The organism is Chondromyces apiculatus DSM 436, from assembly GCF_000601485.1.
Taxonomy (GTDB): Bacteria; Myxococcota_A; Polyangia; order Polyangiales; family Polyangiaceae; genus Chondromyces; species Chondromyces apiculatus.
The window spans coordinates 48,540-62,119 of record NZ_ASRX01000079.1; the positions used below are offsets into that span (position 1 = coordinate 48,540).

14 protein-coding genes are annotated in these 13,580 nt (G+C 72.2%); 10 read left to right on the top strand and 4 right to left on the bottom strand.

From position 1 onward, the window contains the following. Positions 1–3 precede the first annotated feature (3 nt). A complete protein-coding gene (locus CAP_RS35815) occupies positions 4–810 on the top strand; it encodes a hypothetical protein (RefSeq protein ID WP_044249215.1) in 807 nt (268 codons plus the stop codon). Here CAP_RS35815 and CAP_RS35820 read toward each other — a convergent pair. From CAP_RS35820 to CAP_RS35830, 3 genes are all read right to left on the bottom strand, one after another. After that, positions 807–3,515 (bottom strand): S8 family serine peptidase, encoded by a 2,709-nt coding sequence (locus CAP_RS35820; RefSeq protein WP_156041451.1) that lies wholly within the window; start codon positions 3,513–3,515, stop codon positions 807–809. The genes CAP_RS35815 and CAP_RS35820 overlap by 4 nt on opposite strands. 133 nt (positions 3,516–3,648) lie before the next feature. After that, positions 3,649–4,794 carry an SUMF1/EgtB/PvdO family nonheme iron enzyme gene (locus CAP_RS35825; RefSeq protein ID WP_156041452.1) on the bottom strand — a complete coding sequence of 382 codons (1,146 nt, stop codon included), beginning with the start codon at positions 4,792–4,794 and terminating at the stop codon, positions 3,649–3,651. Continuing rightward, the gene (locus CAP_RS35830) at positions 4,781–5,866 is read right to left on the bottom strand and encodes a hypothetical protein (protein ID WP_231511896.1); all 1,086 of its coding nucleotides are present in this window, start codon (positions 5,864–5,866) and stop codon (positions 4,781–4,783) included. Before CAP_RS35830 ends, CAP_RS35825 begins: the two co-directional genes overlap by 14 nt. 147 nt (positions 5,867–6,013) lie before the next feature. Between CAP_RS35830 and CAP_RS35835 the strand changes: the two genes are divergently transcribed. From CAP_RS35835 to CAP_RS35860, 6 genes are all read left to right on the top strand, one after another. Further along, the gene (locus CAP_RS35835) at positions 6,014–6,286 is read left to right on the top strand and encodes a hypothetical protein (protein ID WP_044249221.1); all 273 of its coding nucleotides are present in this window, start codon (positions 6,014–6,016) and stop codon (positions 6,284–6,286) included. 53 nt (positions 6,287–6,339) lie between these two features. Next, a complete protein-coding gene (bufB, locus tag CAP_RS35840; protein WP_044249263.1) occupies positions 6,340–7,200 on the top strand; it encodes an MNIO family bufferin maturase in 861 nt (286 codons plus the stop codon). Continuing rightward, complete coding sequence (locus CAP_RS35845) at positions 7,184–8,053, top strand: HvfC/BufC N-terminal domain-containing protein (protein WP_231511897.1); 870 nt, start codon at positions 7,184–7,186, stop codon at positions 8,051–8,053. The genes bufB and CAP_RS35845 overlap by 17 nt, the downstream gene beginning before the upstream one ends. 42 nt (positions 8,054–8,095) lie before the next feature. Next, positions 8,096–8,518 carry a secondary thiamine-phosphate synthase enzyme YjbQ gene (locus tag CAP_RS35850; RefSeq protein ID WP_044249266.1) on the top strand — a complete coding sequence of 141 codons (423 nt, stop codon included), beginning with the start codon at positions 8,096–8,098 and terminating at the stop codon, positions 8,516–8,518. 109 nt (positions 8,519–8,627) lie between these two features. After that, on the top strand, positions 8,628–8,975 hold the full coding sequence (locus tag CAP_RS35855; RefSeq protein WP_044249222.1) for a hypothetical protein: 348 nt from the start codon (positions 8,628–8,630) through the stop codon (positions 8,973–8,975). Between the two features lie 4 nt (positions 8,976–8,979). Then, the gene (locus tag CAP_RS35860; RefSeq protein ID WP_044249224.1) at positions 8,980–9,711 is read left to right on the top strand and encodes a lysophospholipid acyltransferase family protein; all 732 of its coding nucleotides are present in this window, start codon (positions 8,980–8,982) and stop codon (positions 9,709–9,711) included. Between the two features lie 101 nt (positions 9,712–9,812). Here the strand turns inward: CAP_RS35860 and CAP_RS35865 are convergent, their stop codons facing one another. After that, positions 9,813–10,397, bottom strand: a complete 585-nt coding sequence (locus CAP_RS35865) for an SGNH/GDSL hydrolase family protein (RefSeq protein ID WP_052376583.1) — start codon at positions 10,395–10,397, stop codon at positions 9,813–9,815. A 476-nt stretch (positions 10,398–10,873) separates the two neighbouring features. Here CAP_RS35865 and CAP_RS35870 point away from each other — a divergent pair, with 476 nt between their 5' ends. The 3 genes from CAP_RS35870 to CAP_RS52880 all read left to right on the top strand — a co-directional run bounded on the left by CAP_RS35870 (position 10,874) and on the right by CAP_RS52880 (position 13,555). Next, positions 10,874–12,271: a site-2 protease family protein gene (locus CAP_RS35870; RefSeq protein ID WP_044249227.1), complete on the top strand. Its 1,398-nt coding sequence runs from the start codon at positions 10,874–10,876 to the stop codon at positions 12,269–12,271. A gap of 10 nt (positions 12,272–12,281) precedes the next feature. Continuing rightward, complete coding sequence (gene dut, locus CAP_RS35875) at positions 12,282–12,725, top strand: dUTP diphosphatase (RefSeq protein ID WP_044249230.1); 444 nt, start codon at positions 12,282–12,284, stop codon at positions 12,723–12,725. A 104-nt stretch (positions 12,726–12,829) separates the two neighbouring features. Then, a complete protein-coding gene (locus CAP_RS52880; RefSeq protein ID WP_052376585.1) occupies positions 12,830–13,555 on the top strand; it encodes a hypothetical protein in 726 nt (241 codons plus the stop codon). Positions 13,556–13,580: the final 25 nt, after the last annotated feature.

Here is a 13,580-nt window from a genome sequence, read left to right on the forward strand (position 1 = left end):
CGGATGCTGACCCGGGAGATCATGGGGTGGATCGCGCTGGCGATCCTGTGGGTGAACACCCTGCTCGTGGCGGCGGCCGCGCTGAAGGATCTCGGCGCGATCGCGCGGAAGACACGGGCGCTCGGGCCTTTTCGCCGGGGGCGGGTGGTGCGCGGCAAAGGGCGCTCGGGGGCGCTCGCAGGTCACCGGGTGGAGCAGGTGGGACGCGCGGGCGCCGAGGGGGGCGGGCGCGAGGAGATCGTGTTCCACGACAAGTCCTACGGCGGAGAGATCTACGGCGGGGCCGTGGCGCTGGAGGACGGCGGTCGGGAAGTCACGGTGGCGCCAGCCATCGACGGGCAGGTGTGGCTGTCGGCAGAGGAGCAGGCGGCTGCCGCGGCATGCCCGTCGGAGGAGCGCTTCGCCGAGGCCTACCCGCACGCGCGGAAGGCGCGGGGTTACTCGCGGACCGTGGAGGCACAGATCCGCGAGGGGGCGACGGTGTGGCTCGGGGGCGAGGAGCCTTCCGCGCCGCGGCTCCTGTCGACCCTCGATCCCCAGGCCTGGGCGCGCTCGCGGATGCTGCGCTGCGCGGCGTTCGCGCTGGCCACGGTGGTGGTGTGCGCCGCATGCACGGCGGTCGCGCTGTGGCCGCCGGTGTTCGGGACCGTCAGCAAGATCGGCGCGCTCCTGTGCCTGGGGTTCTTCCTCGGGGTGCAGCCGCTCGGCGTCACCGTGCGCGAGAGCGTGCGCTCGCCCGAGGTGCGCGCCCTCCGCGGTCGCTGGCAGAGCGGACCTGTGCCGTCGCCGGACCGCGCGACGGCAGGCTAGGCGCTCGGACTGCGGCGTCGGAAGCGGCGGCGGAGGAGGGTGGACGAGGCGCCCAGCGCGGCGAGCAGCCATGCGGCGTCACGTCCGCCGCTGCTCTGAGCGCAGCCCCAGCCGCCGCCCGCGACCAGCGCGGAGGTGGACGGGTCGAGGGGGGCGATGTCGAGGCGCACGAGGGCGACGGCGGTGTGACCAGCCCTGTCGCGCACGCGGATCTTGAAGGTCTGCTGGCCGATCTCGGCGGCGTCGATGGGGAGCTCGGGCCCGGGGAGCGCGGTCTCCCAGGTGCCGTCGTAGTCACGGTCGACGTCGAAGGTGAGGGTCTCCAGGGGGTCGTCGGGATCGGAGGCCTCGATGGGGATGGTGGTCGCGACGCCGGGAGGGAGGGTGCGGGCGATGGGCGAGAGCGTGGGAGCGTATCCGCCGCTGGGGTTCGTGCCGAAGAGGCTCCGGTAGATGCGCAGCTTGCCGTGGCCGTAGTCGTCGCTGGGGACCTCGCCGACGATGTCGTCGACGAGGGCGCCGGCGCGGATGGCGTCGCGCACGTCGAGGCCCGTGCGGGTGGGATCGGCGGCGAGGAGCAGCGCCGCCGCGCCGGCAACGTGCGGGCTCGCGGCCGAGGTGCCGCCGAAGACGAGGTAGCGGGCCTCTTCGCCCTCACGGTAGCCGCTGGTGACGGGGTCGTCGGGGGCGCTGATCCAGAGGATCTTCTCGCCATCGATGCGGTGGCCGCGGCCGGAGTAGGAGGCGCGGACACCTGGCTCTTCGCCCCAGTGGCCCTGGCCCGTGTAGGCGGCGATGACGAGGCCGTGATCGGCGGTGCCAGGGTAGCCAATGAGGTGATCTTCGCTGACGTGGTCGGGGAAGTGGATGCCGCGGCCCCAGCCGGAGCGCTCGTCGGTGAGGAAGCCGATGAGGTCGAGGGAGGTGCCGTCCGCGGTGCCAGGGTGGGTGACCTCGACCTGCCAGGTGCCCGCGGCGAGCGTGGGCGAGAGGGGGCCGCTCGGCACGAGGTAGAGATCGAGGCGGGCGGTGCCACGCTCCGAATCCTCACGCGCGGCGTACACGAGGAGGCCGGTGTCGGTGCCCCAGTCTTCGTAGATGAAGTCGTCGCCGTCCTGGAGGGCGAACACCCGCTGGGTGCCGGTGGGGTCGGTGAGGGTGAAGCTCAAGGTGGTCGCCGCCTCGCGCCAGAGCCAGGAGGTGTAGAGGTAGTTGAAGGGACCGTAGGGGTTGTCGGCGGAGACGTCGATGGCGGCGGTGACCGAGCCGCCGCGGGGGAGCGGGCGTTTGCTGAGCTTGTCGCCGCCGGAGAGGTTGCCGGCAGGGTTGATGTGGGCGACGTTCTGCGCCGCGGTGGCGTCGACGAGCTTCTCGAAGGCGCCGGAGCCGTCGAGCCATTCGCCGATCCACCAGGCGTACTCGTGGAGGACGACGCGGGCCCCCTCCTCGATGCAGGCGTCGGCGAGCATCATCTCGCCGACGTCGCCGCCGCGCTGGGCCATGATGATCTCGGCGTCAGGGGCGATGCCGGTGAAGCGGGTGAGGCCGATCGCGCCGCCGACGATGACGCCGGAGGAGGAGGTGCCGTGGTCGATGCTCTCGCCTGTACGAGGGGCGTCGATAAGGTTCTCGCCGCGGCCGTAGCGCTCGCCGTCGAGCAGGACGGCGCGGATCTTGGAGGTACCCAGCGCCACGAGTCGCTCGCCAGGATCGAGGGCGCCGCTCCGGTTCACGTCGTCGATGACGTAGAGGGGCTCGCCGTAGCTGGGATCGTTCTCAGTGAAGCCGCCCTCGGGGCCGAACTCGCGGGCGCCGCTGTCGTCGAGATCGGCGAAGAGCCAGTCGACGCCCGGGGTGTAGACCGGGTCGTCGGAGCCGAACATCGGCTCGTCGTCATAGTACATGGTGACGAGGCTGTTCAGGGTGCGGAGGATCTCGGGGTTGCCATCGCTGTCGCGGTCGACGCCGTCGACGCCGGGGGTGAAGCGGCCGTCGCCGTCGATGTCGATCCAGTCGAGGTAGCCGCCGTCCGCGCGGAAGAAGAGGGGGTGAAAGACGTCGATGCCCGTGTCGACGTTGCAGACGAGCACGCCTTCGCCGGTGATGCCGCCCGTCTCGGGGCGGGGGCGCCAGGCGTCCACGGCCTGGATCTCGGCGGCCGTGACGTCGAGCGGCGGCGGCGCGGGGACGGGCGTGCCGTCGAGGCGCACTTCCCTGACAGCAGGGAGGGCGGCGACGCGGGAGATCGCGTCGAAGGGGAGCTGGGCGAGGACCACGTCGCCGTGGCCGCGCGGGGAGCCGTCGGCGCGCAGGTGCACGTGCGCACCGGCGGCGCGCAGGGCGTCGAGATCGGCGGGCGTCGGAGGGGCGTGGAGGCGCACGGCGGCAGGCGCGCGGGTGGCAGGCGCGCGGGTGGCAGGCGCGCGGGTGGCAGGTGGGAGGAGACCGCCGCGGGCCGTGAGGCGGGACGCGACGTGGGCGCGCTCGGTAAACGCGAGCGGGAGGCCACCGCGGACAGGCGCGTGGTGCGGGATCGCCGCGAGGGCCGCAGCGAGGCGCGCGGGTGCGGCGCTGGCTCCGGACACGGCGCTGGCTCCGGACACGGCGCTGGCTCCGGACACGGCGCTGGCTCGGGGCGCGGCGTGGACGTGAGGTGCGCCGGAGAGCAAGGCGAGGGTCAAGGGGAGGAGGGCACGAGATCGCATGTCGAGGCTCCAGGCGGGCGCGCGCAGGTCGCCGGGGCGCACGCAGGTCACCAGGATACCGAGGGCTGGTGGACCTGGGTGAGCGGTCAGGTTGGGCGGCCGCGATGTCCTCGTGGGACCCTACCGCGAGGGCCTACTTTCCAGCGGGCGGCTGGCCAGCGGGAGAGAGCGGGCCCGAGGTCCCGGGGCCTCCCGGGCCGGGGAGGACGGGCGAGGAGGTGCCTCCGGGCGACGATCCCGGCGGAGGTCCCGGCGGCGGGAGGGGGCTCCAGGTGCCAGGCGCTGACCCTCCTGGAGGGGCGCTTCCCTCCGCACCCGGCAGGTCCATGCAGCAGCGGATCCCCGTGGAGTAGTCGAAGTAGTCGAAGGTGTGGGCGGTGACCGCGGACATGCAGCCGTCGCGCGTGGAGCGGGCGTAGAAGCCGCCGACGAAGGTGCCCTCGTCGTCGGCGACCCACTCGTCGAGGTTGCCGACCATGTCGGCCACGGCGTCGCCCTCCCAGGTGCTCATGCAGGTGGAGGTCTCGCCCGTGCGGCGGAGCAGGGGGCGTCCCTTGTGGCGGACCTGGTTCAGGCGGGGGTCGCTGTGGCCGCGGGTCATGTCGTCGTGCAACACCAGGGCGGGGTGGGTCTCGCGGAAGACGTTGCACTTGCCGCCCTGGAACTTGGGGCCGTAGGGGAACTGCTGCGCCTGCTCACCCATGCAGGCGGTGCGCCACTCCTCGATGGCGCAGAGGCGCTTGCCGGCGTTCTTGCAGGCGAGGGCAGCCTTCTCGCCGCTCGTGTAGCCCTGGGGGACCACGTTGCCGCGGGAGACGGCGCGCGGCTCGACCTCGCGCTGGCGCTGGTGCGCGGGGAGCGGCGGCAGGGGCATCGCCTGGGCCTCCTCGTTGCCCATCTCCAGGCGCTGGGTCTGCCAGAGCTTCTCGATGGAGGTCGCGTGGCGCCGCGAGGGTGGGTAGTACGGCGAGAGGGCCGCGCCGGTGTCCACGTCGACCAGGGTCGCCTCGTAGCGATCCACGCAGAAGCTGCGGGCGACGCGCACCATCTCGGGGGGACAGCGGCGCTCGGGTGGAGGAGGCGGGGGCGGGAGGGGCTCCTCGACGAGGGCCGCGTCGGCGAGTTCGTTGCTGTCGCTCCCGTCGCCCCCTGCATCGGAGGCGCTGCCGGCGTCGGTCCCGGCGTCGCTGGCCGGGCCAGGCTCGGGGCCGCACTGGCAGCCGGAGAGCGCCGCCGCGAGGGCGAGGAGCGCGGGGCCGAGGCGTTCAGCGGAGCGCATGCGCATAGGGGTCCACGGTCGCGGGGTCGCCGCAGAAGTAGCGTCGGAGGACGAGGTAGTGGTGCAGGGGGAGCACGAGGGTGCGCTCGCGCATGGACAGGCCCATACGGCTGATGTGGGCGCCAGGGAACGGCGTCTTGGGATAGAGGGGGACGATGCCCGAGAGCGCCTCGTACTCGTCGAGCAAGCCGAGGACGTGGCCCACCTCGTGGGCGACCACGGGCAGGGACCAGCCGCTGCGCATGGCGGAGAAGTAGGGCGTGCGGCCGCAGGTGGGCGAGAGCGGGACGTCGAGGTCGACCCGCAAGCCGCGGGCGCGAGCGTCGTCGGCGAGGACGAACGCGAAGTCGTAGGTGACGGGCAGGCCGAAGGCTCTGGCGTCGCGGTTCCAGTACTGCTCCGCCTCGCGTGACCACCGCGCGAGCAAGGCGTCGACGGCAGCGGGAGTGGCGCGGGCGGCGAACTCGCCGGAGCCAGGGCAGGCTTCGGTGGTCCCCGACTGTGCGTAGGGCGTGCCGCGGCAGACGAGGATCTCGGCGCGGCCTCCGGGCTCCTCGGCGAGGCCGCAGTCGGGCAGCTCGATGCGGGCGGCGTCACGCGGCAGCGTCACCGCGATGCGGGCCTCCACTTCCCAGGCGCGGCCGCGGCGGCGGATGAGGTAGCTCATCGGGCCCATGAACATGCCGTAGTGCGGCATGACGCCGGCGATGTGCCGCTCGCCTTCGGGCGCGTCGCCGAGGAGCACGGTACGCGCCGAGGGGCGGCAGAGGTACGCGTCCTTGGCCAGGGTGTCGGCGAGGACGTCGCGGAAGGTCGCCCGGCTTTCCGGGGAGAGAGGGCCGTTCAGCGCTTCGATCTCGGCGGCGATCTGGGCGAGAGGAGCGTCCGCACCGTCGCTGAAAGCGAGGGGGTCCCGCGCGTCCGCCCCCCCCGCGGAGGGCGCGCTGCACCCTGGTAGCACCCCGACGAGCGCCGCAGCGACGATTGTCGTGAAACCATCCTGGAGGCGGCGCGTAGGGTGTGCGGCTGCTCCCTTCGGTGAACTCAGGTACGTCGACAGGGTAGCCAGCAAGCGGTTCCTGATGGTTGAATCAGGCGCACCTGATGCCGGCCAAACCCTCACCGGGGGGGGACGGGCTCGGGTCGCCCCGCGTGAAGCTGCAAGAGCGACCGTGGGGGCCGCGTGGTTCCGCGACGAGTGCACTGCTTGGAGGTATCGATGGCGACGAAGATGGGCAAGACGTTGGCGTTCACGGCGATCTCGGGTCTGATGGCGGGTCTCGCCGGGTGTGGCGGTGCGACGCCGCCTGCGGACGCCGCGGCCCCCGCGCCGGAAGCACCGGCGGCTGAGGGCGCAGAGAAGGCATCCTGCAGCGGCACCAAGGAAGGCGGCGAGAAGTCTGGCTGCAAGGCCGGCTCCTGCGGCGGCAAGAAGGAGGGCGCCGAGCCGGCTGCCGAGGGCGAGAAGGCCTCCTGCAGCGGCGCGAAGTGAACGAAGGGGCCCACCCCATCCCTCGGGGTGGGCCCGTTCCTCCGGCCGGCGTGATGTCTCCCTCCGAGAAGCCGCGGCTGGGCCTCCCCGATCTCGGGGTGGGCGTGGGACTGCGCCGCAAGCACCACGAGCACATCCTCACGAACCGGCCAGCCGTGGACTGGTTCGAGATCATCAGCGAGAACTACATGGTCCCGGGCGGGCGCCCCATGGTGACCCTCGACCGGGTCCTCGGCCTCGACTACCGGCTGATCCAGCACGGCGTCTCGCTGTGCATCGGCGGCAGCGAACCGCTCGACAGAGACTACCTGCGCAGGCTGAAGGAGCTGGTGCGGCGCACCAGAACGCCCTGGGTCAGCGACCACCTGTGCTGGACCCGCGCGCACGGCGTCGACCTGCACGATCTGCTGCCGCTGCCCTACACCGAAGAGGCGCTGCGGCACGTCGCCGGCAGGGCGCGCATGGTGCAGGACACCCTGGAGGTGCCGCTGCTCCTGGAGAACGTGTCGAGCTACCTCACGTACACCGCCAGCACCATGACGGAGTGGGAGTTCCTCTCCGGGGTGGTGGAGGAGGCGGACTGCGGGCTCCTGCTCGACGTGAACAACATCTACGTCTCGGGCTACAACCACGGCTTCGACGGGGCCACGTACGTGGACGCCATCCCGGCGCACAGGGTGGTCCAGATCCACCTGGCCGGGCACACCAACTACGGCAAGTACATCATCGACACCCACAGCGATCCGGTGATCGAACCGGTCTGGGAGCTGTACCGCCGGGCCTGCGCGCGCCTCGGGCCGGTGTCGACGCTCATCGAGTGGGACGAGGACATCCCCTCCTTCGAGGCGCTGCTCGCCGAGGCCGACAAGGCGCGCGCCATCCGCGACGAGGTCGAGCGTGCCCGGGCCGCTTGAGGCGCTGCAGGAGATGCTCGGCGAGGCGTTCCGGAGAGAGGCGCCTGTCGCCGAGGATCCAGGGCTCGCCGCACGCTGCGCCGAGCACGTGAAGGGGAACGACAGGCTCACGCCCGCCGAGCAGGTGGACCTGTACCGGCGGCAGTTCTGGATGCGTCACCTGGGCTCCCTGGAGGAGGACTACCCGGGCCTGCGGGCGCTGCTGGGGGCGGCGGCGTTCGAGGCGTTCTGCAGGGCCTACCTGCAGGCGCACCCGCCCGCGAGCTTCACCCTGCGCGACCTCGGCGACGACATCGTCACCTTCGCGGAGGGCCACGCCGGCTTCCCCGAGGGGCAGGAGGCGCTCTGCCGCGAGCTGGTCCGGTACGAGCATGCGTTCATCGACGTGCTCGACGGCGCCGAGCCGCCGCCGCTCGATCCGGCGCGGCTCGCCGTCATGACCGAGGAAGACTGGGGCACGGCGCGCGTCGTGCTCCACCCCCTGCTGCGGCGCTTCCGCCTGGCCTACCCGGTGCACGAGATCCGCGACGCGGCGCGCGCCGGGAGCGCGCTGCCGGAGGTGACGCTGAAGGCGGTGTGCCTGCTCCTGTTCCGGCGGGATCTCACCATGCGCTGGATGGAGGTCGACCCCCTCGCGCTCACGCTGCTCGACGCGCTCGCGCGCGGTGTCCCGCTACTGCCGGCCTGCGAGCTGTGCGCGGCCGGGCTGAGCGAGGAGGAGACGGCGCAGCTCGGGGAGCGGGTGCAGGGCTGGTTCGCGCACTGGGCAAGCTCGGGGCTGATCGTGAACGTCGCGCACATCGCTCCGCAGGATGCGGTGGAGGCGCTTGGGGGCGAGGTAGTCCCGCACTAGGCTTCCGCTGTGCCGTCCACCGACAAAGCCGAACAGGGCGCCATCTCCACGGTCTTTCAGCGCACCCTGGAGGTCCGCACCTCCGGTCAAGGATTCGTCGACATCACCGCCGAGGTGGCGGGCATCGTGGCGGAAGCCGGAAAGAAAACCGGGCTCTGCACGGTATTTCTGCAGCACACCTCCGCGAGCCTGGTGATCCAGGAGAACGCCGATCCGGCGGTGCTGCGCGATCTGCAGCGCTGGATGACCCGGCTCGCGCCCGAGGGGTCGGGCTACGAGCACGACGAGGAGGGGCCCGACGACATGCCGGGACACCTGCGTAGCGCCATCACCCGTTCGAGCGAGGTGATCCCGATCGTGGGGGGTCGGCTGGGGCTGGGGCGCTGGCAGGCGCTCTATCTGTGGGAGCACCGGCGGGCGGCGCACGTCCGGCGGCTGGTGGTGACCGTCCTCGGGACAGGATGAGGTATGCTGCGCCCGCTCGATGGGTGCGGGTGATGCAGCAGCAGTGAACCACGCGCGGCGCCGGTCCGACCGGCGAGGTCTCTGGCGATTTGCGTGCGGGTGGGGCGGGGTGTGGGCGGTGCTCGCGGTGCTCGGCGCAGCAGGGATGGGCGCCGTGCTGGGGGGGTGTGACGGAGGGCACCGGTTCCCCGTGTGCCGGAGCGACAGCGACTGCGCAGCGAACGAGGCGGCCCCGATCTGCTTCGACCTGCGCTGCGTCCGGTGCCGCTACGACACCGACTGCCAGGACGGCCAGATCTGCAGCCCCGCGAGCGAGTGCGTGGGCCTGTCGAGCAAGCCACGCCCCTCCGACGAGGCCGGCGCGCCCAACTGGGACCCCAGCAACTGGCAGGAGTGCGCGGCGGAGTGCAAGGAAGAGGCCTGTCTCGAACGCTGTAGCGAGAGGTTCAAGCAGTAGCGCCATGGGAGTCCGCAACACCCTCCTCGGCCTGGTCGACACGGCGCGGATCACGGTGCCGACGCTGGTGGACGCCTCGCTCGGCAAGCTCACCCCCGCGCAGAGCGACGCGCGCCTCGCCTGGTGGTCACGGAAGCTGTTCGATGACGCGGAGGTGGATCTCGAGGTGCGCGGGCGGGAGCACGGCGATCACCCGGGGCCGCTGATCGTGATGTCGAACCACCAGAGCCTCTACGACATCCCTGCCCTGTACTGTTCGGTGCCGGGCCGGCTGCGGATGGTGGCCAAGCAGGAGCTGTTCCGGGTGCCGCTCTGGGGGCCAGCGATGCTCGCGGCAGGCTTCATCCGCGTGGATCGGAGCGACCGCGCGCAGGCGGTGGCGAGCCTGCAAGCCAGCATGGCGCAGCTCAAGGAAGGCACGCGTATCTGGATCGCCCCGGAGGGGACGCGGAGCCGCGATGGTCGGCTGGGCAGCTTCAAGAGTGGCGGGTTCCGGATGGCGCTCGACACAGGGACGCCCATTCTCCCCGTGGCGATCGACGGCACGCGGCACGTGCTGCCTGCCAAGGGGTTCGTCGTGCACGGGCGGCAGCGGGTGGTGGTGACGCTGATGCCGCCGGTCGACACGACGGCGTACGATCTCGCCCGGCGCAAGGAGCTGATGCACGAGGTGCGCGCTGCCATCGCCCGGGCCCTCGGTCAGGATCCGGGCGAGGCGCCACGCAGCGAGACGTAGCGAGACGTAGCGCCACGCGGCTCCGCGGCTGACCTTCGGCGCATCCGGGAGCGGGCGACCTACCGGCCGACCGCGCCCGCGTGCCCGCGTGCCCGCGTCTTTTAGGGCATGGCGAGGGCGGGGCGGCGGAGGTGCTCCTCGGCAGGGCCGGCTCGGAGGGCCCAGGGGCTGCGGCCGGCATCGGGCTGGCCGGCGGCGTCGAGCTCGCTGTCGCGGGCGCGCTCGGCTTCGAGCCAGTTCCAGAACGCCTCGGCCCACACGGCGCCGCCCTCGTCGTTGGGGTGGATGTGGTCGGACTGCCGGGGGATGGGCGCGCGCACCAGGGTGTCGGAGTCGAAGAGCCGGCAGGGCGCCGAGTTCTCGCGGATGACGTCGATGATCCCCGTGTCCTTGCGCCAGAGCGGCGGGGTGACCCACACACAGGGGCGCTTGCCGATGCTCTTCACCAGGCGCCGGATGGCGGGCCCGTGGGCGGGCGGATCGGTGTTGGCCACCTCGTTGGCGCCGAGGCTGATGATCACCAGATCGGGCTGCGTGTTCGCGACGAGCAGCTCCATCTTCGGCGCCCAGGTCACGGTGTAGGAGCTCTGCTCGCTCTTCACCTCGTAACGCGCCCCGAGCGCCTTCATCCGCGGCTTGAGCGCCTGCGCAAACCCGGCGAGCGTGAACGAATCGCCGATGTGCAAGACGGCCGTGTTCGGCGGGATGACCGGCGTAGGGGAGCGCTCTCCGCCGCCTGCATCGCCTGCGGACGGTCTGGCATCGCCATGTGCGGGCGCCGACGCGGCAGAGCGCTTCGCGCCAGCGCTGGCTGCGCCGGCAACGCTGGCAGCGGGGGCAGAGGCGGTCGCGTCAGCCCCGGAAGTCTGGGTCAAAATGCCCCCCTGCGGCGCGCGCGCCCCCTCATCGTGCGCTCCCTCGCCTGGCGCCGTCCCGGAACCCGCCGTGCTCCCTGGACCTGCCGCGCCGCACGCGGCTCCCAGGGTGCAGGTCCCGATCAGCAAGAACTTCCCGATCGGCCGCGGTATTTTCATCGTTTCCTCGCGCGGCGCCACTTTACCTGGCAGCTCCCCGGCACACCAGACCACCGGTGACACCCGCAGTGCCTGCACCACCGGCGATCATTGAGGCGCGCGGCGCGCTGCCGTACTAAATAACTCCTGTGCTGAGCTTCCGGTTCTTCGGTATCCCGGTGGGGGTCCAGCCCTGGTTCTGGATCACGGCGGTCATCCTCAACATGAACCTGCTGACCCGCGGCGGTCACTCCGGGCCGTTTCAGATCGGCCTCATGCTGGTGTGGGTCGGCGTGGTGTTCGTCTCGGTGCTGGTGCACGAGCTGGGGCATGCCTTCGCGATCCGCCGCTACCGCATCGAGCCGGAGATCATGCTGCACGGCCTCGGCGGTGCGACCACCTGGCGCGCCGTGCTGCCGCTGCGCCGGCGCGATCACATTTTCATCAGCCTGGCCGGGCCCTTCGCCGGGTTCATCTTCGGCGGGCTGATCTTCCTCGCGCAGTACTTCATCCCGGGCACCTGGAACGTCCCGGCGCTCGCGGTGTTCGCCCTCGACTGCCTGCTGTGGGTGAACATCGCCTGGGGCGTTTTCAACCTCATCCCGGTCCTGCCCTTCGACGGCGGACACGTGCTGGAGCACGCCCTTGGGCCGAAGCGGGTGCGGCTCACGGCTGGCATCTCGTTCCTCGTCGCCGGCAGCCTGACGCTGCTCAGCGTCGTCAACAACCAGTACTGGATCGCGTTCCTGTTCGGCATGTCGGCGTTCAGCAGCTACCAGCGCTTCCGCGCCGAGCCGGAGGTCACGCCCGCGGATCTCGAGCGCCCCCGCCCGGTGGTGCGCGAAGAGCCCGTCCCGGGGGATCTCCTGGCGCTCCTGCGCCGGGCACGGCGGGCGGTCGAAGAGGAGCGGCTCGACGAGGCTGCCGCGCTGGCCGCGGAGGTGCTCGCGCAGGAGGGCGTGCCGCGCCCGGCAGCGCGCGAGGCCCACGAGGTGATGGCGTGGGTGCGGCTCCTCGGCTACGACCCGCGGGGCGCCTCCACCGCCCTCGCGCAGGCCAAGCGCCTCGGCGATCCCGACCCGGCGCTGACGGGCGCGATCCTGCTGGCCCTCGGCGACACGCGCCAGGCGCGGCGCGTCCTGGAGGACGCGCGCGTGGCCGGCGACGAGCGCAAGGAGGTGGTCGGCCCGCTGATCCAGATCCTCATCGCCCAGGGTGAGGTGCAGAAGGCCGCGGCGCACGCGCTCGACATCGTCGAGGCGCTCTCCGAGGAGGACGCGCGGCAGATGGCGCAGATCGCCTTCGACCACGGTGCGTTCGAGTGGTCGGCGCGCCTCTACGAGGCCGTCTTCCGGCGCAACGGTGCCGGCGAGGACGCCTACGGCGCGGCCCGGGCGAGCGCGAGGGACGGCAACGTCGAGCACGCGCTGGATCTCCTGCGGCAGGCGGTGGAGGCTGGCTTCTCGGACCACGCCCGCGCCTGGTCGGACTCCGCGCTGGAGTCGCTGCGCAACGGTCCGCTCGAGACCGTGGTCCCGCGGCCCTGAGGTGCCCCCCATGCGCGTCCACGTCCCTTGCATGCAGGTGGGTCCGATCGAGGTGCCCATCCCGGCTTACCAGTCCGAGGGCGCGGTGGGCCTCGACCTGTGCGCAGCCGTCGAGGCGCCCGTGATCCTCGACCCTGGCGCGCGGCGGCTGATCCCCACGGGGTGGGCGGTGGCGATCCCGGTGGGGTACGAGGGACAGGTGCGGCCTCGCTCGGGGCTCGCGCTCCGCCACGGGGTGACCGTGCTCAACGCGCCGGGGACGGTGGACCCCGACTACCGCGGCGAACTCAAGGTGCTCCTCATCAACCACGGCGATGCGCCGTTCACGGTGGACCGCGGCGACCGGGTGGCGCAGCTCGTCCTCTGTCCAGTGGCCGTGGCCGACCTCGGGAGGGTCGACACGCTCGACACGACACCGCGGGGCCAGGGCGGCTACGGCTCGACCGGCGTCTGAGTCTCCACGAGGGGGCGCACCGCTCGCCCCGTCGGGAGTGACGCCCCCAGATCCCGCGCGGATTCCGCGTTGACTTCGCCGCGCTGAAGGCGGACGACGGGCACATGGTGCGACCTGCCTTCCGCCTCCTCGCCGCGCTCGGGTTCCTCGCCGCCTGCGGTTCTCCGCCCCCGGCCGAAGCGCCCGACGCCACCCCGCCCGCAGAGCCCCCGCCTCCGGCAGCCCCGGCGCCCGCCGAGGAGCCTGCGCCCGCCGCGGAGAAGGTCCCCGAGACACCGGCAGCCCCCGCAGAGGCGGCGCCCTCCGATGCCGAGGTGCTGGCGCGGGACTTCCTCAAGACCGGCGGGCGGCGCATCGGCTACTCCGCCACGAAGAAGGGCTTCGCCTACCCCCTCGAGCAGCGCAAGGAGGACGGCTTCCGCCTCGACATCCTCTTCACGGACGAGGAGGGGCGGAAGCGCGACGTGATGACCGTCTGCGACTACGCGGTGTGCGTGGAGCGCCTCGACGAGATCGCGAAGGAGCTGCTCCCCAAGCTGGCGGCGCGCCTCCAGGACGACGGGTATGCGTCCATCCGCGGCATCGGCTGGCCTTCGGGGCGCGACGAGCTGGAGGTCAACCTGATCGGGATGAAGCTCAAGTACACCAGCGGACGCCTGGAGGGCCTCCGCGAGGGGAAGCCCCCGCTGACGCTGGGGCGCCTGGGCACGAAGGCTCCGGAGCTGCTCGCCGTCTTCGTCGTGCCCGACGTGAAGCGCCTCGGAGTGCTCGCCAAGCCCGCGGACGGCAAGGGCGTGGTGCAGGAGCTCCACATCGTGAAGCTCCCCTGAGCGTCCCTCATTCACACGGCAGGGG